This window comes from Streptomyces lasiicapitis, assembly GCF_014646335.1.
Taxonomy (GTDB): Bacteria; Actinomycetota; Actinomycetes; order Streptomycetales; family Streptomycetaceae; genus Streptomyces; species Streptomyces lasiicapitis.
Genome location: NZ_BMNG01000013.1, coordinates 272,241 through 295,397 on the forward strand (window position 1 = coordinate 272,241; position 23,157 = coordinate 295,397).

The window sequence follows — 23,157 nt, forward strand, 5'->3', positions numbered from 1 at the left end:
GTGGAGCGGAGGGAGCGGGCACGGGAGCGGACCCCGGCGGCCATGGCAGGCGCCGGGGCCGGGTCAGTGCTGGTAGCCGTAGACGCCGCGGGACTGGTCGCGGACCAGACGGCCCTTCTCCAGCTCGATGACGCGCTTGCGCATCTGGTCCACGATCTGCTGGTCGTGGGTGGCCATCACGACGGTGGTGCCGGTCCGGTTGATGCGGTCGAGCAGCTTCATGATGCCGACCGACGTCTGCGGGTCGAGGTTGCCCGTCGGTTCGTCGGCGATCAGCAGCCGCGGCCGGTTGACGAAGGCGCGGGCGATGGCCACGCGCTGCTGCTCGCCGCCGGAGAGCTCGCCGGGCATCCGGTCCTCCTTGCCGCCGAGGCCGACGAGGTCGAGGACCTGGGGGACGGACTTGCGGATCTCGCCGCGGGACTTGCCGATGACCTCCTGCGCGAAGGCCACGTTCTCGGCGACGGTCTTGTTGGGGAGGAGCCGGAAGTCCTGGAAGACCGTGCCCAGCTGGCGGCGCATGTGCGGCACCTTCCAGTTGGACAGGCGGGCCAGGTCCTTGCCGAGGACGTGCACCTGACCGTGGCTGGTGCGCTCCTCGCGGAGGATCAGCCGCAGGAAGGTGGACTTTCCGGAGCCGGATGACCCCACCAGGAAGACGAACTCGCCCTTCTCGATCTCCAGCGACACATCGCGGAGGGCTGGGCGGTTCTGCTTCGGATAGGCCTTGGAGACGTTGTCGAATCGGATCACGGATGCACCACGGGTCGCCGGGGGTAGGTGAGCGTGACCATACGCGAACCGGGTAGGGCCGCGCAGTCGGCGTCCTGAGTTGCGCGTTTTGTTGCGGATCCGACTCCGCACAAAAGGGGTGGGGGACGGCGGGCCGCGCCGAATTCCTTCGAAGCTGGCACAGTGGTAGGGGGAACGGTTGAGGTTCCCCGAGCGTTGGGCAGGCTGAGACTGTGCGGGAGGAGAAGCGCATGACCTATGACAGGTTGGTGTGCGCGAACTGCGCGGCGCCTGTGAGCGAGGGGCGCTGCCCCGTGTGCCGGGCCAACCGGGAGCGGATGCAGCACGAGGGCCCCTTCGGCGGCCTCAGCCCCGCGGCCCTGATAGGGCTGCTGCTTGTGCTGATCGCGGCGATGGCCCTGCTGGCACACCAGACCGCGTAGCCGTTGGGCACTGGGCCGCAGCGGCCCTCGGGGCACCGGAGCGATGACCTCCGAGCGGGCACACCCACAACGGACGCATGGCGCGCGGAAGGGCCCGGAGCCGATGAGGCTCCGGGCCCTTCGTCACGCTACGTAGCGCGCCACTGACCGTGAGGTCAGGCCGCGGCGCCGCGGTTGCCTGCCAGGCGCGGCAGGAAGCGGAAGCCGACGCCACCGGCGATCATGGTGGCGGCACCGATGATCAGGAAGGTGGTCTCGGTGGCACCCGTCTCGGCGAGCTCGCCGTCGTTCTTGCCGCTGCCGGTGTCGGAGACCCGCTCGACCGGCTTGGAGCCGGTGTCCTGCAGGCTGTCCTTGCCGCCCTGCTCGGCCGGGCCGGAGCCGCCGTCGGGGTCGGTGTCGTTGCCGCCGCTGCCGCCGCCGGTGCCGTTGTTGTTGTCGTCACCCGGGTCGGTGGGCTGGGTGGGCGGGTCCGAGGGCTCCGTGGGCGGGTCCGTCGGCTCGGTCGGCGGGTCCGTGGGCTCGGTGGGCGGGTCCGTCGGCTCCGTGGGCGGGTCGGTGGGCTCGGTGGGCGGGTCCGTCGGCTCGGTCGGCTCGTCGGTCGGCTCCGGAGGGTTGGTGGGCTCCTCCGGGTCGTCGGTCTCGTCGTCCCCGCCCGGCAGGTCGACGTCGACGCCGATGCCGTTCTCGTCGGCGGAGGCGCTCGCGCCGGTCCCGCCGAGCTCGACGCCGACGTCCAGGGCCGAGGCGGCGCCGGCGGCGGTCAGCGAGGCGCCGGCGGCGATCACCGCGCCGGCGGCTATCCGCGCGATGCGGATCCGCGTCTTCTTCGTCATCTGGCTGCTACCCCCAGTAGCTGAATCGTCAGTGAGGCAGCGTCTCGGACCGCGGTCGCGGGGTGGCTCTCGATCGGCCCCCCGGATCACACGCGCCCCAGAGATACGCATGCCGCCCGCTAGCCTTTCCAGTTTCCGAACCACCGTCAAGGTCGTTGCGGGCGCGATGCCCGTTATGGGGACAGTTGACCGGCGTACGGACATGCGACTGTGACGTAAAAGGCGCAAGAAGCCCACAAGAGGCCCGGGAAGGCCCAGAAACAGAGGCAACTGCCGCCCCGAGGGCGACAGTTGCCTCGCTGAATCTCGCTCAGCTTTGTCGACTTAGCGTCGAAATTACTTCTCCTGCTGCTTGCGCCAGCGAATTCCGGCCTCCAGGAAGCCGTCGATCTCGCCGTTGAACACGGCCTCGGGGTTGCCGACTTCGAACTCCGTGCGCAGGTCCTTCACCATCTGGTACGGGTGCAGGACGTACGAACGCATCTGGTTGCCCCAGGAGTTGCCGCCGTCACCCTTGAGGGCGTTCATCTTCGCCTGCTCCTCCTGGCGGCGGCGCTCGAGGAGCTTCGCCTGGAGGACGTTCATCGCGGTCGCCTTGTTCTGGATCTGCGAGCGCTCGTTCTGACAGGAGACGACGATGCCGGTGGGCAGGTGGGTCAGGCGGACCGCGGAGTCGGTCGTGTTGACGCCCTGGCCGCCGGGGCCCGAGGAGCGGTACACGTCGATGCGCAGCTCGCTCTCGTCGATCTCGATGTGGTCCGTCTGCTCGACGACCGGGAGGATCTCGACGCCCGCGAAGGACGTCTGACGGCGGCCCTGGTTGTCGAACGGCGAGATGCGCACCAGGCGGTGCGTGCCCTGCTCGACGGAGAGCGTGCCGTACGAATACGGGGCCTGGACGGCGAAGGTGGTCGACTTGATGCCGGCCTCTTCCGCGTACGACGTCTCGTAGAGCTCGGTCTTGTAGCCGTGGCGCTCCGCCCAGCGCAGGTACATCCGCTGGAGCTTCTCGGCGAAGTCGGAGGCGTCGACGCCGCCGGCCTCCGCGCGGATGGTGACGAGCGCCTCACGGGCGTCGTACTCCCCGGAGAGGAGGGTGCGGACCTCCATCTCGTCCAGCGCCTTCTTGACCGCGGTGAGCTCCGACTCGGCCTCCGCGCGGGTGTCCGGGTCGTCCTCCTCCTCGGCCATCTCGAAGAGGACGCCCAGATCGTCGATACGCCCGCGCAGCGCCTCGGCCTTCCTGACCTCCGCCTGGAGGTGGCTCAGCTTGCTGGTGATCTTCTGCGCTTCGTCCGGGTCGTCCCAGAGGGACGGCGCTGCCGCCTGCTCCTCGAGCACGGCGATGTCTGCCCTCAGCTTGTCGAGGTCCAGGACGGCCTCGATCGACTCCATGGTCGAGGAGAGGGACTTGAGCTCTTCGGATACATCGACGACTGCCACGACTCCAGCCTAACGGCTGCGGCAAGCGGTGTTCTCCGGCGCCCGTGGGCTCGGCCTCGCCCCTGACCATGGGGCTGCGCCCCTCTCCCCCCTTTCGGCGCTCCGCGCCTCGTCCTCAAACGCCGGACGGGCTGATACGGCACACGCCCGGACGGGCCGAGTCGGCTCAGGGGACCGGCGGCGCCGAGTTCCTGTTGTCGGGGGCCGCTGGGTCCGCGTCGTCGCCCGACGTGGCGTACCAGGCGCCCGCGCCCACCGCCGCGGCGAGGACGACCCCGGCCACGCCGAGTGTGACCCTGCGGCGTCGCGCCGAGGCGCGGTGGCGGGCCGAGCCGGGGCGGACGGCTCCGGGGGTGCGCGGGGCCCGCGCGGTGCCCCTGGCGCCCCCGGCCAGCTCGTCGGGCGCGGGTACGCGCATGGAGGTGTGTGTGTCCCGGTTGGCGTCCGAGGGGGTGGCCCCGGGCACCAGGGGCACGGCGCCGCGCCGCGGGGGCTGCTCGCGCGGCTCCGGCGTCGTCTCCTCGTACGCCTCGTCGGCCTGGGCCTCCGCGTCCGGTTCGTCGACGTCCAGCGGCGGCATGCCCGCGAGGAGCGGGAGCTGCTCGCGCAGCCGGGCGGCCAGCTCGGAGGCGCGCAGGCGGGAGGCCGGGGCCTTGGCCAGGCACTGGACCATGAGCTGCCACAGCTCGTCCGGGATGCCCGGCAGCGGGACCACGGTCTCGGTGACGTGGCGGCGCAGGACCGCTCCGGGGTGGCCGCCGCCGAACGGCGTGAAGCCCGCGAGCAGCTCGTACAGGACGGTGGCGAGGGCGTAGATGTCGACGGCCGCGCGCGGGGGCAGCCCTTCGATGATCTCGGGGGCCAGGTAGTCCGGGGTGCCGATGATCTTCGTCGCGCGGGTGCGGCGCGGGGAGTCGATGAGCTTGGCGACGCCGAAGTCCGTGAGCAGGGCCGGGTGCGAGCCGCCGGGGCCGAGGGGGCCCTGCATGTCCAGGAGGACGTTCTCGGGCTTCACGTCGCGGTGCACGATCCCGGCGGCGTGCGCCGCGGCGAGGGCGTCGGCGACGTCCGCGACGATCGCGACGGCGGCCTCGGGGGCGAGCCGTCGCTCGCGCTCCAGGCGGGTGCGCAGGTCCGTGCCGCGTACGAGGTCCATCACGAGCGCGAGGTCGTTGCCGTCCACCACCAGGTCGTGGACGCCCACCACGCGCGCGTGGTCGAGGCTGAGCAGGGCCGTGCGCTCCTGGACGAAGCGGCCGACGAGCTCCTGGTCGGACGCCAGGTCCTCGCGCAGCAGCTTGATGGCGACAGGACCTTCGGGTCCCTCGCCGAGCCACACCGTGCCGGCGCTGCCCCGTCCCAGAATCTGGTGGGCCGTGTACCGGCTGCCGATCTTCCGTCCCAAGACTGCTCCTACGGATGTGTGTTGGCCCAAAACTACGCGGCCAGGGCGCCAACCATCACATCCACAGGGGAAATCACCCCGCAGGAGTCGACAAATCCACAGAGTCGGCCGGGTGCGACTGCCGCACCCGGCCGGACGTCAGTTCCCGCCGACCTTGCTCGACCAGTCGGACACCGTGTTGTAGACGTCCTTGATCTGGTCCCAGTAGCTCTTCGTCGTGCCGATCCAGTCCTGGAGCGGGCTCAGCTCCCAGACCAGCCAGCTCGCGACGAACAGGATCACGAGGACGACCAGGCAGCCCTTGAGGCAGCCGAGGCCGGGGATCCGGGTCCGGTTCGGGTTCGGCTGCCGCTGGCGGCGCGGCTCCGGGGGCGCGGGCTGCGGCGGCGCGGGCTGCTGCGGCGGCTGGTACGGCTGCGGCGCGTACGGCTGGGGCTGCGGCTGCATCTGGCGCGGCTGCTGCGGCGGCTGGTACGGCTGCGGCTGGTGCTGCGGGGCGTACGGCTGCGGCTGCTGGGGCTGCTGCGGGCGGGCCACCTGGCGCTGCGGGCGGCGGCGCAGCGGGTCCTGGCTCGGGTCCAGGTACTGCACCTGCGTCTGGTCGTTGCGGTCGCGGGCCGCGCGCATCTGGTTCTGCCAGGGGTGCGGCTCGTCGGGGTTGTTGCTGTTGCCGCCCTGGTTGTGGCCCACGGGTGGCATGACGGCCGTGGGGTCGGCGTTCGGGCCCTGGGGGGCGCCGGTGTTCGGCATGACGCTGGTGGCGGCGTGCGGGTCGTACGCGCCCGCGTTGGTCGGCAGGACCTGCGTGGGGTCGGCCGCGCCCTGGGTGTCGGGCACCGGCGCGGGCGACGGGTCGGGCATGAGGAGGGCGGCGACGCCCTCGGCGGCGGCGATCTGCGCGGCGTTCGCGTGCACCCCGATGCCGCCGGCGACGGCGCGCAGGCCGCGCGCCAGGTTCTCGGCGCTCGGGCGGTGGTCGGGGTCCTTGCTCAGGCAGCGCTCGATGACCGTCCACAGCGGGTCGGGCACGGTGGAGGGGCGGCGCGGCTCGGCGCTCAGGTGCTGGTGCAGGACTTCGAGGGCGGAGCCCCCGGAGAACGGCGGCCGGCCCGTGACCAGCTCGTACAGCAGGATGCCCGCGCCGTAGATGTCGACGGCGCTCGTCTGCGGGCGGCCCTCGGCGGACTCCGGCGCGACGTACGCGGGCGTGCCGACGAACTCCTGGGTGCGGGTCAGGCCCGGGGAGTCGGCGAGGCGGGCGATGCCGAAGTCCGTGAGCATCGGGTGCATGCCCTCGGCGTCCTGCTTGACCAGGACGTTCGCGGGCTTCAGGTCGCGGTGCACGACGCCGTCGGCGTGGCTCGCGGCCAGCGCGTCGGCGATCTGGGCGGTCAGCAGGGCCGCCGCGGCGGGCGTGAACGGGCCGTTCTCGCGCAGGTACTTGTGCAGGTCGGGGCCGTCGATCAGGTCCATCACGAGCGCGAGCAGATCGCCCTCGACGACCAGGTCGCGGGTCCGCACGATGTTCGGGTGCGTCAGCCTGAGCAGGACGGAGCGCTCCCTCAGGAAGCGCATCACCACGTCCGGGTCGTTGGCGAGCTCCTCCTTGAGGACCTTGATCGCGACGGTCTCGCCGGGCTGGCCGGGCACGGCGGCCTCGGCCCCCGCGGTCTCCCGCTGGCGGGCTCGCCAGACGGTGCCCGTGGCGCCGCGCCCGAGCGGCTCCTCGAGCAGGTACTTGCTGCCTACCGGCCGCACGTCATGCGCTCCCTGCTGGTCTGATCGGTCGCTGGTCCGTTGGTTTCGTTCCGACCCACTGTAGTGCCGCCGAACGGGCCATCAGCCGACGATCTTGAGCCCACTTGGGAGTGGAACCGGCCGCACTGCGGACCTTTGTTCGGAGGGAAGACGCGCGACCAGCGCGGTTGGTTGCCGATGCCGCCGGAACCGTCCCGGAAACGGACTTTGGTCCCGGTCTCCGGCCGGGCTCGCGTGGCCATGACCGTCCACATCGGTCCGAGCAGGCACTTCGCAGGCACTTTGCGGGCACTTTTCCGAGCAGAGCCGACCAATCAAGATCACTTACGGGTGGGGGGCGGGCGTGTTGTCAGTGGCAGGTGCGAGGATGCTTTCCGTACTGGCCGACGTGCCCGTGTGCGGTGGGGGGAATCACAGCGCGAGTCCCCGTGCCGGGCGCCCAGCGCAGAAGGGACCGCTGACGGCGATGCAGATCCGGCTGACCGTCCTCGGGCCGCGTGGCGGCCAGACCGAGCCGGGGGGACGCCCCGCGGCGGCCTGCGACGTGCTGGTCACCGCCCCCGCCGGGACCGCGCTCGCCGCGGTCGCCTCCGGCCTGGCCGCGTCCGTCGCCGCGGGCGACGGGCCCACGGTTTTGTACGCGCAGTCCGACCGCCTCGACCTCCAGCGCTGCACGCTCGGCGAGCCGCCCCTGGTCGACGGCGCCGTGCTGTCCGTCGGCACCCCCGCCGAGCCCGGCCCCGAGCTGGCCGACGCCGCCACCCGGCTGCACGTGGTCGCCGGGCCCGACGCGGGCGGTGTGCACCTGCTGCACGGCGGCCAGATCCGCGTCGGCCGCTCCGCGTCGGCCGACGTGCCCCTGGACGACCCGGACGTGTCCCGGCTGCACTGCGCCGTCACCCTCGACCCGGACGGCCGCGTCACGGTCACGGACCTCGGCTCCACGAACGGCACGACGGTCGACGGCCGCACGGTGTCCGCCCGCCCCGTCCGCCTCGCCTCCGGCTCGCTGCTGCGCATCGGTGAGTCGGTGCTCCGCCTCACCACGGGCGCCGGTGCGGAGGTGGCGCCGCTGCCCAGCGCTCCCGACGGGGAGGGGCATGTCCGGGTGCGGGTCGCCGGGGCCTCGGCCGGTGCGGAGGCCGGGGTGCGGGTGGGGGATGTGCCCGGGCCTCGGGTGGGGGGTTCCGGGGCGGCCGAGAGGTCGGGGGGTTTCGGCGGTCCGGGTGCACCGGACGGTGCCGGTACCCCTGGCGGGGGCGGCGGTCTCGACACTTCGGGCGCTCCGGCGGCCCCGGGACAGGGGTTCCAGCAGGCCCTGGGCAGCGCGACGCAGCACTCGTACGGCTCGGCGGACTGGGGTTCGGCGGGGGGCAGTGGTGTGGGGCCCGACGGGTCCGGGCGTTCGGGAGGGCAAGGGGACCAGGGAGGCCAGGGAGGCCAGGGAGGCTCCGCTGCTTCAGCGGGTCCGGGTGGCGTCCCGCAGGCTTCCGCGGCCGCAGCGGTCCCGGGAGCGCCGGATGCCCCGGTGGGCCCGGCGGCTCCTGCAGCCCCCGGAGCCTCGGGGGCCACACCAGCCGTACGAGCCTCGCAAGCCCCACAGGAGTCGTACTCCCCGTACGCCGCACAGGCTCCGCAGGACTCACAAGCCCAGCACGCGCCTCAGGCCTCACACGCCTCGCAGGCCCAGCATGCCCCGCGGGACCCACAAGACCCGCACGCCCCGCACTCCCCCGAAGCTCCCGTCGTGCCCGCGCAGGGTGGTGTGCCCGAGCAGGAGCGGCATCGGGTGGGGACGCCGCCTCGGGGTACGGCCGTGCCGCGTGGGGTGCGCAAACGCGGTGGGCTCTCCGCGTGGGCGCGGCGGCTGGCCGGTGGGCGGAGCGAGGAGACGGAGCGGGAGCACGCCGCGTACGACGAGACGTACGACGGACCCCGGGACGTCGAGGCGTACGAGACGTACGAAGGGGGACGGCCCGGAGCGCCGGGCGAGGGCGCGGGTGACGCGGGGGCGCGTGTGCCCGAGGCGTGGCCCGACGCGGCGGCGCTGCTCCTGACGGCGCTCGGGCCGGGGACGCGGCTCTGGGAGCGCGACCCCGGGCACCCGGAGGCGCTGGCCGTGCGGCTCGGCACGGTGGACCGGGCCGCTCCGGACGCGTCCGGGCTGCTGCCCGCCGTGCCCGTGACGGTGAGCCTGCGGGAGGCGGGGTCGCTCGGGCTCGCCGGGCCGCGCGAACGGCTCGCGGGGCTTGCCAGGTCGGTGCTCGCGCAGTTGGCGGCGCTGCACTCGCCGGCCGCGCTGGAGATCGTCCTGATCAGCACGGACCGTACGCGTACGCCGCGGGAGCGGGCCGACGAGTGGTCCTGGCTGGGCTGGCTGCCGCATGTGCGGCCGGGCCACGGGCAGGACTGCCGGCTGCTGCTCGCCTACGACAGGGACCAGGCGGCGGCCCGCGCGGGTGAGCTGTTGCGCCGTCTGGACGAGCCGGAGTCCGGTGAACAGGGCTTCTCCGTAGGGCAGTTGGACGGCTCCGCCGAGGGCGTGGCGACGGACGGGCCGCGGACGGTGGTGGTCGTGGACGGCGACCCCGGCTCGGCCGGGCTGCGGGAGGCGGCCATGCGGCTCGCGCGCGAGGGGGCGCGGGCCGGGATCCATGTGGTGTGCCTGGCCGAGACGGCGGCGGCCTCGCCCTCCTCGCCGGTGACGGACACGTACGAGGCGGCGTGCGAGGTGTCGCCCGCGTTCCGCGCGTGCGGGGCGGCGGCGCTGCTCAGCGGGGACGTGGCGACGGCGCTGCGGGTGCTGCGCACGGCGGACGGGCGGCCCGCGGGGCACGGCACGGTCGCGGTGGTGGACGCGGTGTCGGCGGCGTGGGCGCAGCGGTTCGCGCGGGCGCTGGCGCCGTTGCGGCCCGACGCGGTGGGCGGCGGGCACGCGCGCGTGGCGGCTCCGTTGCCCCAAGCGGCGCGGCTTCTGGACGAGTTGGGGCTTGCGCGGGCCACGCCCGCGTCGCTGATGGCGCGGTGGGCTGCCGCCGCGGACGACGCCCAGGCGCTGGGCGGGCGGGCCTGGGCGGTCCTCGGCGCGGGCGCGCGCGGGCCTGTCGTCGTGGACCTCGTGGCGGACGGGCCGCATCTGCTGGTGGAGGGCCCTTCGGGGAGCGGGCGTACGGAGTTGCTGCGGTCGGTCGCGGCGTCCCTCGCGGCGGCGGAGCGGCCGGACCGGCTCGGGATCGTGCTGATCGACGGGCGGGACGGCGGGACGGGCGGGGGCGCGGGTTCCGGGGTCGGTGGCGGGGCAGGTGCGGTTGCCGGGGCCGGGGAGCGGTCGGGGGACGGGTTGCGGGCCTGTACGGAGCTGCCTCACGTCACGACTCACCTGGCCGCCAACGACCCTGTCCGGATGCGGGAGTTCGCCCAGTCGCTGTCGGCGGAGCTGAAGCGGCGGGCGGAGTTGCTCGGGCGGGTGGGGTTTGCCGAGTGGCACAGGGGGCGGGAGGTTTCTGGGCGGATGGTGGCTCAGCGGTCTGGGGTGGGTGGGGGTGGTTCGGCGGGGTCTGCGGGTTCTGCGGGTTCTGCGGGTTCTGCGGGTTCTGCCGAGGGCGTTTCGGCGGGTTCTGCTGGGGGTGGCTCTGTGGGTTCCGGCGGGCGTGGGGGCGTGGCTTCCGCCGGGGGTGGCTCCGTGGCCTCCGCCGGGGGCGAGGGTATGGCCTCCACGGGAGGTGGCTCTGCGGCTTCCGGCAGGGGTGGAGGTACGGCTTCCGCCGGGGGTGGCTCTGCGGCTTCCGTCGAGGGCGGGGGCGTGGTTTCCGCCGGGGGTGGGGGTGGTGCTTCCGGTCGTGCGGGGGCTGCCCCGGACGCGGGGGCCTGTGCGGGCGCAGGGGGCGTGCAGGGCGCGGAGGGTTCGGGGCGCTCGGGGGGCGGTCCGGCTGACCCGACCTCAACCCCAACCGCCCCTCCCGGCACGGAACTTGAGACGCAGACGAGTGCGACGTTGCGGTTGCGGCCCGTCGGGGCCGGGCGGGTCGAGCCGGGGCCCGCGCTCGCGCGGATGGTCGTGCTCGTGGACGACTTCGACGCATTGCTCGCGCCCGCGCTCGGGTCGCCGGGTCGGCCGGCGGCCGGGTCCGTGGTGCGTGCGCTGGAGGCGGTGGCTCGGGACGGGGAGCGGCTCGGGGTGCACCTGGTGGTGGCGGCGCGGAGTGAACGGGCCGGGGCTTCGGAGGTGGGGCGGCGGACCGGGCTGCTGGTCGCGTTGGACGCGGTGGGGTCGGGGGCGGAGGATCCGGCTCCGGGGCGGGGTGTGTTGAGGGGTGTCGACGGGCGGGTGGCCGCCTTCCAGGGCGGGCGTGTCACGGGGAGGATTCCGCGTACCGCGACGTTGCGGCCGACGGTGGTGCCGCTGGAGTGGGAGCGGATGGGGGATCCGCCGGCGCGGAGGCCTGTGCGGGAGCTGGGCAATGGCCCGACGGACCTCGCCCTGCTGGCCAGCGCACTGGACCGGGCGGCGCGCTCTGTCTCCGCCGACCGGGTGCCGTCCCTGCTGTGACCCCGGCCGGGGCAGCCGCCGCACGCCGCGCGAACGCCGCCCGTAACGGTCCCGTCGGCCTGGGATGCCCAGCTGCCCACAGCAGGGACGGGCAGGCCCGAAGGTGACCGCCAGCCGCGCTGCCGTACAGCGGGGACCAGGACCAGCGGGCGCCTGCAACCCACGTCACCGCCGTCCATAACCGCCCGTCGGCTTGGGCTGCCTTTAGGGTCGGGAGTCGCCCCTGGCGGCGCAGCTGCCCACAACGGGAACGGGCAGGCTTGCAGGTGACCACCAACCCGGCTGCCCAGAGCGGGGAGGGGGCCGGAGGTGACCGCCAGCACAGCTGCCCACAGCGGGGAGCAGCGCCCCCGCACCCGACAAACCACCGCCGTGGCGGGCGAGCCGCGCCCCACAGTGACGGGCGGGCGGGTGGGAGAAGCCGCCGCGCAGCGGCGCGAACGCAAGGCGCAGCCAACAGACCACCGCCCGTGGCGGGCAACCCGCACCCCACAACCACAGGCAGGCGGGCGGGAGAAGCCCCCGCACAGCGCCGCGAACCCAAGGCGCACCCGACCCCCCCCCCGCGGCGGGCAAGTCGCGTGCCACGGTCACGGGCGGGCGGGTGGGACACCCCGCCCGCGCAGCGGCGGGGACGCAAGGCGCACAGCGGCACAGGGACACAGCGGCACAAGGGCACAGGCGCACAGCGGCACAGGCGCACACCCGCCCAGCCGCACGGGTGCAGCCGCACACGGGCCCAAGCCCCGCGGGACACACACGTCCACCCCCGCCCAAAGGCCCCGTTCAATAGGCGCCCACGCCAGGTGACTGCACGTCACAACGGCATCACGATCGCTGACTTGACGCCGTTGACCATCTTGCCGCCCCTGACCGCGCGGGCGTAGACAGACCGCACGGGACCAGCCGGAAGAAGAGAACGGGGCAGTGATGCGCAGCACTCTTCGTACACGCACACCGAACACACGTCGCGCTCGTCGCACGCGTGGGGCGGCCGCCAAGATAGTCGCCTCCGCCGCCGTCGGCGCCCTCGCGCTGGGGCTCACAGCGTGCGGGGGCGACGACAAGGACAAGGATGACGACAAGGCAGGCGGTGGCGGCAAGGAGAGCGCGGCCACCGTGCAACTGCCCAAGCTGAACGGCGAGAAGGTGTCCGTCGCCGCGGTGTGGGGCGGCGCCGAGCGGAAGGTGTTCCTCCAGGTCCTCGACGAGTTCGAGAAGCGGACGGGGGCGGAGGTGGCGTTCGTACCGGCTCAGGACCCCATCATCAGCTTCCTGGAGTCGAAGGTCGCGGGCGGGCAGCCGCCGGACGTCGCGATGCTGCCGCAGGTCGGCGCGATCGAGCAGGCCGTGGCCAACAAGTGGGCCAAGCCGGTCGGGGCGGAAGCGCAGAAGCAGCTCGACAAGAATTACGCCCAGGGGTGGAAGGACCTGGGGGCGGTGGACGGCAAGCAGTACGGGGTGTACTTCAAGGCGGCCAACAAGTCGCTGATCTGGTACAACACCAAGGTTTTCGAGAACGCAGGCGTCCAGGAGCCCAAGACCTGGAAGGAGTTCATGAAGACCGCGCAGACCGTGTACGACTCGGGCGTCACGCCGGTGTCGGTGGGCGGCGCGGAGGCGTGGACCCTCACCGACTGGTTCGAGAACATCTACCTCTCGCAGGCCGGTCCCGAGAAGTACGACCAGCTCGCCCAGCACAAGATCAAGTGGACGGACCCGTCGGTCAAGGCGGCCCTGACGACGCTCGGGGACCTGTTCGGCAAGAAGGGGTTCATCGCGGGCGGGGCGAGCGGCGCGCTGCAGACGGAGTTCCCCGCGTCCGTGAAGCAGACGTTCACCGGCGGCGACCAGCCGAAGGCGGGCATGGTCTTCGAGGGCGACATGGTGTCGCTGGCCATCGCGGAGACCAAGGCGAAGGTGGGTACGGACGCGAAGGTGTTCCCGTTCCCGGCCGTCGGGGCCGAGTCCCCGGCCGTCGTCGGCGGTGACGCCGCCGTCGCGCTGAAGGACAGCAAGGGCGCGCAGGCCCTGCTGACCTTCCTGGCCTCCCCCGACGCCGCCGAGATCTGGGCGAAGGCGGGCGGTTTCGTGTCGCCGAACAAGAGCCTGGACCTGAAGGCGTACCCCAACGACGTGCAGCGCGGCATCGCCGACGCCCTGATCAAGGCGGGCGACGACATCCGCTTCGACATGTCGGACCAGGCCCCGCAGTCCTTCGGCGGCACGCCCGGCAAGGGCGAGTGGAAGGCGCTGCAGGACTTCCTGAAGAACCCGAAGAACGTCGCGGGCACCCAGCAGACGCTGGAGGACGCGGCGGCCAAGGCGTACAAGAAGAGCTGACGGGGCGATGACGACCCCTGATGCCGGGGGCACCGCGGCGGTGCCCCCGGCCCAGTCGACGCCGCACACCCCCACGTCCGGCCCGCACCGGGCCGGTCCCCGCAGGAGCGTCACCGGGACCCGCAAGACGATCGCGGCACTGTTCCTGCTGCCCGCGCTCGTCCTGCTCGGCGCGCTCGTGCTCTATCCGATCGGCTACTCGGTCGGCCGCAGCTTCTTCGACACGGCGGGCGACTTCGCCGGCTTCGACAACTACGAGACGATGTTCTCCGATGACGGGATCCGTACCGCCATCAAGAACAACGCGATCTGGCTGGTGGCGGCCCCGGCACTGACGACCGCGCTCGGCCTGATCTTCGCGGTCCTCACCGAACGGGTGCGCTGGGGCACGGCGTTCAAGCTCATCGTCTTCATGCCGATGGTGATCTCGATGCTGGCGGCGGGCATCATCTTCCGCCTCGTGTACGAGTCGGACCCCGACCGCGGTGTCGCCAACGCGATGTGGGTGGGCGTGCACGACACGTTCGCCGAGTCGTCCGGCTTCCCGCAGGGCCACCCCGGCGCGCGTTCCCCGCTGAAGGGCGCGGGCGGCGGCGCGTTCATCACCAAGGACCCGGTCAGGGCCGGTGAGCCGGTGGCGCTGCCGCTGACCGGTGTGCCGCCGGGCCAGATGCCCGACGACGCCGAGTCGGCGAAGCCGGCGCAGGCCGACCCGGGCAAGGTCACCGGCACGGCCTGGCAGGACTTCACGCGCGGCAAGGGCCGCGGCAAGGTGAACGCCCCCGACGCCGCCGAGTTCGGCTACCCCGGCATCAAGATCGAGGCGGTCAAGGACGGCAAGGTGGTGGCCTCGACGAAGGCCGCGTCCGACGGCACGTTCAGCCTGCCCAAGGAGGCCGACGGGGCCCAACTCCGCTATCCCGCATCGAACTTCCGCGAGCCGTACAACGGCGTGGACTGGCTCGGCCCGTCCCTGATCACGCCCGCCATCATCGGCAGCTACATCTGGATGTGGGCCGGGTTCGCGATGGTCCTGATCGCGGCGGGGCTCGCGAGCGTGCCGCGCGAGCTCCTGGAGGCGGCGCGCGTGGACGGGGCCAACGAGTGGCAGGTGTTCCGTCGTGTGACGGTGCCGCTGCTCGCGCCGGTCCTCGCGGTCGTCGTGGTCACGCTCATGATCAACGTACTGAAGATCTTCGACCTGGTCTTCGTGATCCCGCCGGGTTCCTCGAAGGACGAGGCGAACGTCCTCGCGGTGCAGCTCTACAACTCGGCCTTCGGAGACCGCGACGCGGGCGTGGCCAGCGCCATCGCGGTGCTGCTCTTCCTGCTGGTGATTCCAGTGATGCTGTTCAACATGCGCAGGATGCGGCGGGAGGGGCGGCGATGAGCACCCAGGGTGAGACGAGCCGGAAGCCGCCCGCGCAGCGGGTCACGGTCGTGAAGGCCAAGCAGTCCCTCGGCGGCCGGATCGCCGCGATCGTCAGCGGCAGCGCGCTGCGGGTCTTCCTGGTCGTGATCGGTCTGTTCTGGCTGGTGCCGACGCTCGGCCTGATGCTCGGTTCGCTGCGTACGTCGGCGGACATGAGCGAGAGCGGCTGGTGGAAGGTCTTCAGCAAGCCCTCGCAGCTGACCTTCGAGAACTACTCCAGCCTGCTCAAGGACGAGACGATCACCGACTCGATCCTGACCAGTGTGTCGATCACCGTCCCGGCGACGCTGCTCGTCGTGGTGATCGGCTCGCTCGCGGGGTACGCGTTCGCGTGGATGGAGTTCCCGGGCCGCGACTGGTGGTTCCTGGGCGTGGTGGGACTGCTCGTGGTGCCGGTGCAGGTGGCGCTGCTGCCGGTCGCCAAGCTGTTCGGCGAGATCGGGATCTTCGAGTCGACGACGGGCGTGGTGCTCTTCCACACTGCCTTCGGCCTGCCGTTCGCGATCTTCCTCCTGCGGAACTTCTTCGCGGAGATCCCGCGCGAACTCCTGGAGGCGGCGCGGCTCGACGGCGCCGGTGAGCTGCGGCTGTTCCTGCGCGTGGTGATGCCGCTCGGCGCGCCCGCGATCGCCTCGCTCGGCATCTTCCAGTTCCTGTGGGTCTGGAACGACATGCTGATCGCGCTGATCTTCGCCGACGCGGGCAGCCCGCCGATCACGGTGGCGCTCCAGCAGCAGGTGCGGTTCTTCGGCGACAACGTGCAGATCCTCGCGCCCGGCGCGTTCATCTCCATGGTCATCCCGTTGGCGGTGTTCTTCGCCTTCCAGCGTCAGTTCGTGTCCGGGGTCATGGCGGGCGCCGTCAAGTGACGTCCGCCGCCCGGTGACAGGGGTCGGCAAGTGAAGGGCGGGTGACGTACGAGGGTTGCGGGGGCCAAGAGGTCGGGGGCGTGTCGTGCCGCGTGTGGTGTTCGGCGGAACGCGGCCACTACGGTCGATCGCGGCGCACTGCCCCCGACTCCAGGACCTGACATGCCCGAAGCCTCCGCTTCCGTACCGACGTCCGCCCAGGAATTGGATGAACTGCCCCGCCCGACCGGCCTCTCCGATGTGAAGGGCTGGTTCCACCCCGCCGACCAGGTGCTCTTCGACTGGTTCCTCAGCCGTCAGCTCAGCCGCGAGGAGCCGGGCGACCTGCTCGAACTCGGCGCCTACCTCGGCAAGAGCGCGATCTTCATGGGCGGCTATCTGCGGCCCGGCGAGACCTTCACCGTCTGCGACCTCTTCGACTCGCCCGCGCCCGACGACGCCAACTCCAAGGAGATGAACCGGTCGTACGCGACGCTCACGCGGCGTGCCTTCGAGGCCAACTATCGCTCCTTCCACGAGCGCCTTCCGGCGATCGTGCAGGCGCCGTCCTCCGGGATCACCTCCCACGTACGTCCGGAGAGCTGCCGCTTCGTGCACATCGACGCCTCGCATTTGTTCGAGCATGTGCACGCCGACATTGCCGCGGCGCGGAGGTTGCTGACGCCGGGCGGGGTCGTTGTCCTCGACGATTTCCGTGCCGAGCACTGTCCTGGTGTTGCCGCCGCGACTTGGGGCGCCGTCGCCACTACTGGGCTCAAGCCGTTGTGCATCACCGCCACGAAGTTCTACGGGACGTGGGGGGCGTATCACGATGCTCGTGAGGCGTTGGGGGTGTTTCTCGCGGGGCGCGGGGACATGTGGCATGGGGCCGAGGAAGTTGCTGGGCATCCGATGATTCGCATCAGCGGGGCGAAGGCTGTGCAGCCGGCTCAGCCGGTGGTTCGGTCGCCCAAGGGGCGGGGGCTTGCTTCGCTCCTTGGGCGTCGGGGCTGAGTCGGCTCGCCTTTTATGGGGCTGCGCCCCTTTCCCCGCTTTTCGGCCCTTCGGGCCTCGTCCTCAAACGCCGGACGGGCTGAAAACATCGCCGGGCGGGCCTCCGGCCCCAGCATCCAGCTCCGGCTTTCAGCTCCGCCCTGCCCGACAAGGGCGTGCCGTTTCGATGAATTTCTGGTTAATCGCGGCAAAGTGGGGCAATGCACCGCTTTCCTGACCCGGCGCCCCGCGCCGTTCGCGCCGTCCGCTCTCGTCGTCTCGGTGTGCTCGTCCGCAGTACGCGGTTTCGGGTGGAGCGGGCCGTTGCCGGGCGGGGCGGGGGGCGGGGGGCCCTGCTGCCGCCGCCCGCACACCTTTCGTTGCGGGACAGTCGTACGCTCAATCTCGCGCTTGTGGCGCCCGAGCCGGGGGTGCGGGGTGCCGAGCTGGTGATCAGCCGGGGGGTCCGGCGGTTCCGGGTGCCGCTCGTCGTGGAGCGGGACTCCGATGGTGGGCCGCTGCTGACGGCCACGGTCACCCTGCGGGACGCGCCGGGTGCGGCGGACCCTCGTCTCACCGAGGGCGTCTGGCGGCTCAGCGTTGTGACGACCGGCGGCGACGGGCGCGTACGTCGGTGGGGGCTCGGGCTTGTCGGCGGGGTCGTGCCCGCGCCTGGGCCCACCGCCCCGCACGCGCCGAACCCGCGTACGGGCACCCTCATGCGGGTCGTGCGGTGTCGCAGTGGGCGGGCGGCCGTGCAGGTCACGCGGTCGCGGCCGCGGGCGGAGGTGGTGCGGTTCGTGCCGCGCGGGGACGGGATCACGGTGTACGGGAGGGTGGTCGCGGGGGCCGGGGAGCGGGGCCGGGCGGGCCGGGAACGGCCGACGGGGCGGGCCGTGCGGCGCCGTGACGGTGTGCTCGCGCCGGTGGAACTCGCCTGGGACGGCGACGGGTTCAGCTTCGCGCTGCCGCTGGACGCCATGTCCGGCGCCGGTCCCGGACAGTGGGTGTGGGACTTCCACGTGGGCGAGCTGCCGCTGGGGCGCAGGCTCACCGACGTGGCCGATCTGCCCTCGGCCTTCCCCACGCCGTTCCGGCTCGTCGCGCTGCCCGGGGGCCGCCTGGTGCGCGCGCACCCGCACTTCACCGCGTCCGGCGCCTTCGCCGTCACCTGCCTGGACATCACGAAGGAGACCTCATGAAGATCACGTATCTGCTGGGCTGGGGCGACGAGATGGGCGGCACCGAGCTGGCCACGTACACCCAGGCGCTGCACCTCGCCGAGCGGCACGACGTCGAGGTCGTCTCCGTGTTCCGCACCCGGCCCGAGCCGTTCTTCCCGCAGGCGCGCGAGGTCCCCGTGCGCTATCTGGTCGACCGCACGGTGACGCCGGAGCGGCCGGTGCGGGCGTCCGCGCTCGACGAGGCCGCGTGCCGGACGCTCGCCGCGCTGCCCAGTGAACTCGTCGACCCCGCCTGGGAGTCGGCGTTCGACCGGCTCTCGGACGTGGAGCTGACGGCGGCGCTGACCACGCTGGACGCGGACGTCCTGGTCACGACGACGCCCGCGCTGCTCGCCGCCGCCGTCGGCCTCGTACCGGCGCGCGTGGTGACCGTCCACCAGGAGCACCGCCCGACCCAGCGCCGAGGCCGCTCCGGCGAGCCGCTGCTGCTGCACGCGCCGCGCCTGGACGCCCTGGTCACGCTCACCGAGCGGACGCGGGACTGGATCGCGGAGTCCCTGGGCGCGACCGCGCCCGAGCTCGCCGTGATCCCCAACGCCGTGCCCGACGGCTTCCGGCCGCGAGCCGACGGCGAGAGCAAGGTCATCGTGATGGCCGCGCGCCTGACCGGCGAGAAGCGCGTCGACCACGCCATCAGCGCGTTCGCGCGGATCGCCGACGCGCACCCGGACTGGACCCTGCGGATCTTCGGCGGCGGCCACCGCGAGCAGAGCCTGCGCCGCCTCGTGGACGCCTTCGGCCTCCAGGACCGCGTCGAACTCCTCGGCCCCTGCCAGGACATGGCCGCCGAATGGGCCAAGGCGGGCCTGTCCCTGATGACCGCGGGCCACAACGAGGCGTTCCCGCTGGTGCTCCTGGAGGCACTCGCGGCCGGGGTGCCCGTGGTCACGTACGACGTCCTGACGGGCCCGGCGGAGATCGTCCGGCACCGCGTGGACGGGCTGCTCGTACCACCCGGCGAGATCGGTGAACTCGCCGTCGCCATGGACGAGTTGATGGGCGACGACCACCTGCGGCGGGGCTGCGCGCGGGCGGCCCGCGAGGGGGTGTACGAGCGGTTCTCCTCGGCCGGGGTGACGGCACTGTGGGAGGAGCTGTACACCCGGCTCGTGGCGGGGCGCGACCGGCCCGAGCGGCTCGCAGGGCGCGCGGACCGGGTGGCGCTCGGCGTGGCCTCGGGCGGCTGCGGCTTCCGCCCGACGGCGCCGCACACCTTCAACGCGGCCGCGAGCACCGACGAGCGCGCCCGCGAGGACGAGATCATCGCCGCCGCCCCGGACGGCCGCGTGATCCGCTCGGTCGGCCGCCTCGCCGAGTGCCGCGACGACGTGCTCGCACCGCGCATGGCGGACTGGAACCTCGAACTCACCGCCGCCGCCCTGGAGTCGCGGCAGATTCCGTACGTCCTGGTGCGCACCGGCGGCACGGCCCACACCCTCGCCGTGGACGAGGACGACCGCGACCGCGCCCTCAAGGCCCTCGCGGAGAGCCTGCGCGGCGAGCCGGTCTACGCCGAGCTGGTCAACCCGCGGGACGCGGCGCCGGGGGCGGTGCTCGCCGAACGGCTCGACGGAATCGGCGAGTTGGCGGGCGTCAAGGTGTTCAAGCCGGTGACCACGACGACGCTCTCGCTGCGGCACGGGGTGCAGCAGGCGTGCACGGTGGGGTTCTGGCCGGGGGCGGTTGAGGGCGGGGCCGACACGGCGGAAGCCCCGACGCCACCCCCGCCGTCGAGGAAGGCCCCCGGCCGGACCCCCCGCCGCGCCCCCTTCGGCAGCACCCTCGCCGGCGCCGAACTCCCCTCCCTCGCCCCCACCGCCCGCCTCCGCGTAGGCGCCCGCGAGTACCCGACCCTCGACGTCTTCACCCAACCCCTCATGACCGACGTCGACTTCCCCGTCGACGCCGTCTACACGTGGGTCGACGACACGGACCCCGACTGGCGGGCGGCCCGCGCCGTCGCGCAAGCGGCATCACTCGGCGGGGAAGCCGACGACCACTCCCCCGACAGCGGCACGGTCCGCTTCCGCAACCGCGACGAGCTCCGCTACTCCCTGCGCTCCCTCGCGATGTACGCCCCGTGGGTGCGGCACGTGTACCTGGTCACCGCCGGGCAGGTCCCCGACTGGCTGGACCGCGACCACCCGGGCCTGACCGTCGTCGACCACCGCGACCTGTTCGTCGACCCCGCCGCCCTGCCGACCTTCAACTCTCACGCCATCGAGACCCAGTTGCACCGCATCGAGGGCCTGTCGGAGCACTTCCTCTACTTCAACGACGACATGTTCCTGGGCCGCCCGACGACCCCGGACACCTTCTTCCTGGGCTCCGGCCTCCCCAAGTTCTTCTGGTCGTCCGCGTCCGTGCCCGCGCTCCCCGTATCCCCCGAGGACGAGGGCTACCTCGCGGCGGCGAAGAACAACCGCGAGCTGCTGCGCCGCGACTTCGGCCGGACCGCGACACACTGCTTCTTCCACGTGCCGTACGCCCTGCGCCGCACCCTCCTCGAAGAGCTCACCGAGCGGTACGCGGACGAGCTCGCGGCGACCGCCCGCAGCCGTTTCCGCGGCAGCACCGACCACTCCCTGCTGTCGTCGCTGCACCAGCACTACGCGTACCTCACCGGCCGCGCGGTGCCCGCCTCGATCTCGTACGACTTCGTGGACATCGGCATCCGCGCCGACCACGCCCGCCTCGGCCAGCTCCTCCAGTCACGGAACAAGACGGCCTTCTGCATCGGCGAGTCCCCCGACAGCGGCATGTCCGACGAGGAAACGGCCCTGGCGGTGCGGTCGTTCCTGACGGCGTACTTCCCGGTGCGCTCGCCCTACGAGCGGCCGGCCGCCGGGTGACCGTCCAGGAACAGCCTCCGCACCACCCGCTCCGCCGCGCCCCCGTCGTCGTACGGACAGAACCGCTCCCGGAACGCGGCCCGCAGTGCCGTCGTCTCCGGGGTGTCCCAGTCGCCGTCGCGGAACAGGGCGATCAGTTCCTCCTCGGACGTCGCGAGCGCGCCGGGGGTCTCGCCGGGGCGGCCCGACAGGAGGTCGAAGTAGGTGCCGCGGGCGAGGCGGTAGGCCTGCCAGTCGGGGGCGTAGGTGATGATCGGGCGGTCCAGGCAGGCGTAGTCGAACATCAGTGACGAGTAGTCGGTGACGAGGGCGTCGGCGGCCAGGCAGAGGTCCTCCACGCGCGCGTGGCCGGTGACGTCGACCAGGCCGGGGTGTGCGGCGAGGCCCGCGTCGGCGCCGTAGAAGTAGTGGGCGCGGACCAGGACGACGTACGACGGGCCGAGCGCCGCGGCGAAGCGCTCCAGGTCCAGGCGGGGCAGGAAGCCCTTCTGGTAGTCGCGGTGCGTGGGGGCGTAGAGGAGGGCCTTCTGGTCGAGACCGATGCCCAACTCCTCGCGAATCCGCGCCAGTTCGTCGGGCTTCGTCGTGAAGTACACGTCGTTGCGCGGATAGCCCGCCTCCAGTGCCTCGTACGCCGCCGGGTACACGCGCTCCCACACCTCCGTGGAGTGCGGGTTGGCGGAGAGGCTGTAGTCCCACTGGTCGGTGTGGTCGAGGACCTTCTGGAAGCTGATGCCGTGCGTGCCGGCGGGGTAGCGGCGCTGGTCGAGGCCCATCTTCTTCAGGGGTGTGCCGTGGTGGGTCTGGAGGTAGACCTGGCCGGGGCGTTTGGTGAAGCCGCCGGGGAAGGAGGAGTTGTTGATCAGGTAGGTGGCGCGGGCCATGGCCTGCCAGTAGCGGCGTGAGCCCTCGATGACGTACTCGACGCCCGGCGGCACGCGGTGCTTGTGGCGGCCGGCGACGACCCAGACGCCCCGGATGTGCGGGGCCAGTTCGCGGGCCTTCGCGTGGATGGCTGCCGGGTTGCAGCTCACGCCGCGGTTCCAGTAGGCGCCGTAGACGGCGAGGCGGGGGTCGAGGGAGCGGCGCAGGTCGGCGCGGTAGGAGACGCGCATGGCGCGGGCGCGCACCGACTTCTTGCGCCGGGCCAGGGCGGTGCGCAGCGCCTTCATGCGGCCGCCCGCGCGGGAGAGCGCCCGGTAGGTGCCGTACGAGGCGGAGAGCAGGACGCGTTGACGGTCCGTCATGGGCGTGTACGCGGCGGGGCGGTGGGCGCGCAGCATCGCCGCCGCCGCGCGGAAGTACGCGGACCGGTCGCCGGGGACGACCCGGCCGGGGTCGTCGAGGACGGCGAGGAGGTGGTCCACGGCGTACGGGAAGAGCTTCTCGGTCACCTCGGGGCCCTCGGCGAACAGCTCCTCGTACCGCCCGACGACCGCGAAGTGCTCCCGCCCCGGCGACTTCGCGAAGCTGCCCCCGCGCCGCTCGCGCCAGCGCACGCACGCCCGGTCGAGGGAGCCGACCCGCTCCCCCGCCAGCAGGGTCGCCCGGCGCACGGGCACCACGTCCTCGTACGCGCCCAGCGAGAAGGCGAGTCCCCGCTCGGACCAGAAGGTCCGCCGGAAGAGGCGGTTCCAGGCGGCGACGGTCACGGCGTGCGGGTCGCCGGTGACGTCCTCGCCGACCGGTCGTCGCACCGTCTCCCACCAGTCGGTGCGGTCGTGCCCGAAGAGGAGCACGTCGACGTCCGGTGTCAGCGCGGCGTCCAGGGCCGCGAGGGCGCCCGGAAGGAGCACGTCGTCGCCGTCGAGGAACAGCAGCCACTCACCGGTGGCGCGTGCGGCGCCGGCGTCGCGGGCGGGGCCGACGCCCCGCCGCTCGCTGCGCCGGACGAGTTGCACGCGCAGGTCACGCTGCGCATACTCCGCGGCGATCGCGGCGCAGGCGTCCGGCGATGCGTCGTCGACGACGATCAGTTCGAGGTCGCCGAAGGACTGGTCGAGCACGGATTCCAGGCATTCCCGCAGGTACCCCTGGACACGATGGGCGGGCACGACGACTGAGAAGCGCGGCATGGACACCGACCGTAGTCACGCTTACACGCTCTGTCGAAGACCGCGCCTCACTCGATGGGGTGGTCGCGAAACTCGATGGGGTGAGCGGCGGTAAAGAAGTTGATCGGAGCGGGAAAAAGGGGTGAATACGCCCGTACTGGGTTGTAGCGCCCCTCGTGTCGGGTTGCGTCACCTCTCGTACCGGGGCGTATCGACCACCCGTAC

The 23,157-nt window shown here is 72.7% G+C and carries 14 protein-coding genes; 8 read left to right on the plus strand and 6 right to left on the minus strand.

Going from position 1 to position 23,157, the window contains the following annotated elements:
* Positions 1-63: 63 nt before the first annotated feature.
* Positions 64-753: a cell division ATP-binding protein FtsE gene (gene ftsE, locus IEY91_RS28505; RefSeq protein WP_164324428.1), complete on the minus strand. Its 690-nt coding sequence runs from the start codon at positions 751-753 to the stop codon at positions 64-66.
* 230 nt (positions 754-983) lie between these two features.
* Here ftsE and IEY91_RS28510 point away from each other — a divergent pair, with 230 nt between their 5' ends.
* A complete protein-coding gene (locus IEY91_RS28510) occupies positions 984-1,175 on the plus strand; it encodes a hypothetical protein (RefSeq protein ID WP_164324426.1) in 192 nt (63 codons plus the stop codon).
* Positions 1,176-1,330: 155 nt separating this feature from the next.
* Here the strand turns inward: IEY91_RS28510 and IEY91_RS28515 are convergent, their stop codons facing one another.
* The 4 genes from IEY91_RS28515 to IEY91_RS28530 form a co-directional block, all read right to left on the minus strand.
* A complete protein-coding gene (locus IEY91_RS28515; protein WP_164324425.1) occupies positions 1,331-2,011 on the minus strand; it encodes a hypothetical protein in 681 nt (226 codons plus the stop codon).
* 336 nt (positions 2,012-2,347) lie between these two features.
* Positions 2,348-3,454 (minus strand): peptide chain release factor 2, encoded by a 1,107-nt coding sequence (gene prfB, locus IEY91_RS28520; protein WP_164324423.1) that lies wholly within the window; start codon positions 3,452-3,454, stop codon positions 2,348-2,350.
* A 166-nt stretch (positions 3,455-3,620) separates the two neighbouring features.
* Positions 3,621-4,859 (minus strand): serine/threonine-protein kinase, encoded by a 1,239-nt coding sequence (locus tag IEY91_RS28525; RefSeq protein ID WP_189176179.1) that lies wholly within the window; start codon positions 4,857-4,859, stop codon positions 3,621-3,623.
* Positions 4,860-4,997: 138 nt separating this feature from the next.
* Positions 4,998-6,617, minus strand: a complete 1,620-nt coding sequence (locus IEY91_RS28530; protein WP_189176180.1) for a serine/threonine-protein kinase — start codon at positions 6,615-6,617, stop codon at positions 4,998-5,000.
* Between the two features lie 466 nt (positions 6,618-7,083).
* Between IEY91_RS28530 and IEY91_RS28535 the strand changes: the two genes are divergently transcribed.
* From IEY91_RS28535 to IEY91_RS28565, 7 genes are all read left to right on the plus strand, one after another.
* The gene (locus tag IEY91_RS28535; protein ID WP_189176181.1) at positions 7,084-11,166 is read left to right on the plus strand and encodes an FHA domain-containing protein; all 4,083 of its coding nucleotides are present in this window, start codon (positions 7,084-7,086) and stop codon (positions 11,164-11,166) included.
* Between the two features lie 930 nt (positions 11,167-12,096).
* Positions 12,097-13,509, plus strand: a complete 1,413-nt coding sequence (locus IEY91_RS28540) for an ABC transporter substrate-binding protein (protein WP_229697278.1) — start codon at positions 12,097-12,099, stop codon at positions 13,507-13,509.
* A 7-nt stretch (positions 13,510-13,516) separates the two neighbouring features.
* Positions 13,517-14,899: a carbohydrate ABC transporter permease gene (locus IEY91_RS28545; protein ID WP_189176182.1), complete on the plus strand. Its 1,383-nt coding sequence runs from the start codon at positions 13,517-13,519 to the stop codon at positions 14,897-14,899.
* Positions 14,896-15,810 (plus strand): carbohydrate ABC transporter permease, encoded by a 915-nt coding sequence (locus IEY91_RS28550; protein WP_189176183.1) that lies wholly within the window; start codon positions 14,896-14,898, stop codon positions 15,808-15,810. Before IEY91_RS28545 ends, IEY91_RS28550 begins: the two co-directional genes overlap by 4 nt.
* Before the next feature lie 162 nt (positions 15,811-15,972).
* Positions 15,973-16,803: a class I SAM-dependent methyltransferase gene (locus IEY91_RS28555; RefSeq protein ID WP_189176184.1), complete on the plus strand. Its 831-nt coding sequence runs from the start codon at positions 15,973-15,975 to the stop codon at positions 16,801-16,803.
* A gap of 392 nt (positions 16,804-17,195) precedes the next feature.
* Positions 17,196-17,984 carry a hypothetical protein gene (locus IEY91_RS28560; RefSeq protein ID WP_189176185.1) on the plus strand — a complete coding sequence of 263 codons (789 nt, stop codon included), beginning with the start codon at positions 17,196-17,198 and terminating at the stop codon, positions 17,982-17,984.
* Entirely contained in the window at positions 17,981-20,878 is a 2,898-nt protein-coding gene (locus IEY91_RS28565; protein WP_189176186.1) for a stealth family protein, read from the plus strand. Before IEY91_RS28560 ends, IEY91_RS28565 begins: the two co-directional genes overlap by 4 nt.
* Here IEY91_RS28565 and IEY91_RS28570 read toward each other — a convergent pair.
* Entirely contained in the window at positions 20,854-22,953 is a 2,100-nt protein-coding gene (locus IEY91_RS28570) for a bifunctional glycosyltransferase/CDP-glycerol:glycerophosphate glycerophosphotransferase (RefSeq protein ID WP_189176187.1), read from the minus strand. The two genes, IEY91_RS28565 and IEY91_RS28570, sit on opposite strands and share 25 nt — an antisense overlap.
* Positions 22,954-23,157: the final 204 nt, after the last annotated feature.

What these genes read in the sequence shown, in the direction of transcription:
- IEY91_RS28555 (WP_189176184.1), top strand. Translation starts at nt 15,973, where the DNA reads ATGCCCGAAGCCTCCGCTTCCGTACCGACGTCCGCCCAGGAATTGGAT.
- IEY91_RS28570 (WP_189176187.1), bottom strand. Translation starts at nt 22,953, where the DNA reads ATGCCGCGCTTCTCAGTCGTCGTGCCCGCCCATCGTGTCCAGGGGTAC.
- IEY91_RS28545 (WP_189176182.1), top strand. Translation starts at nt 13,517, where the DNA reads ATGACGACCCCTGATGCCGGGGGCACCGCGGCGGTGCCCCCGGCCCAG.
- IEY91_RS28535 (WP_189176181.1), top strand. Translation starts at nt 7,084, where the DNA reads ATGCAGATCCGGCTGACCGTCCTCGGGCCGCGTGGCGGCCAGACCGAG.
- IEY91_RS28540 (WP_229697278.1), top strand. Translation starts at nt 12,097, where the DNA reads ATGCGCAGCACTCTTCGTACACGCACACCGAACACACGTCGCGCTCGT.
- IEY91_RS28565 (WP_189176186.1), top strand. Translation starts at nt 17,981, where the DNA reads ATGAAGATCACGTATCTGCTGGGCTGGGGCGACGAGATGGGCGGCACC.
- IEY91_RS28550 (WP_189176183.1), top strand. Translation starts at nt 14,896, where the DNA reads ATGAGCACCCAGGGTGAGACGAGCCGGAAGCCGCCCGCGCAGCGGGTC.
- IEY91_RS28510 (WP_164324426.1), top strand. Translation starts at nt 984, where the DNA reads ATGACCTATGACAGGTTGGTGTGCGCGAACTGCGCGGCGCCTGTGAGC.
- IEY91_RS28515 (WP_164324425.1), bottom strand. Translation starts at nt 2,011, where the DNA reads ATGACGAAGAAGACGCGGATCCGCATCGCGCGGATAGCCGCCGGCGCG.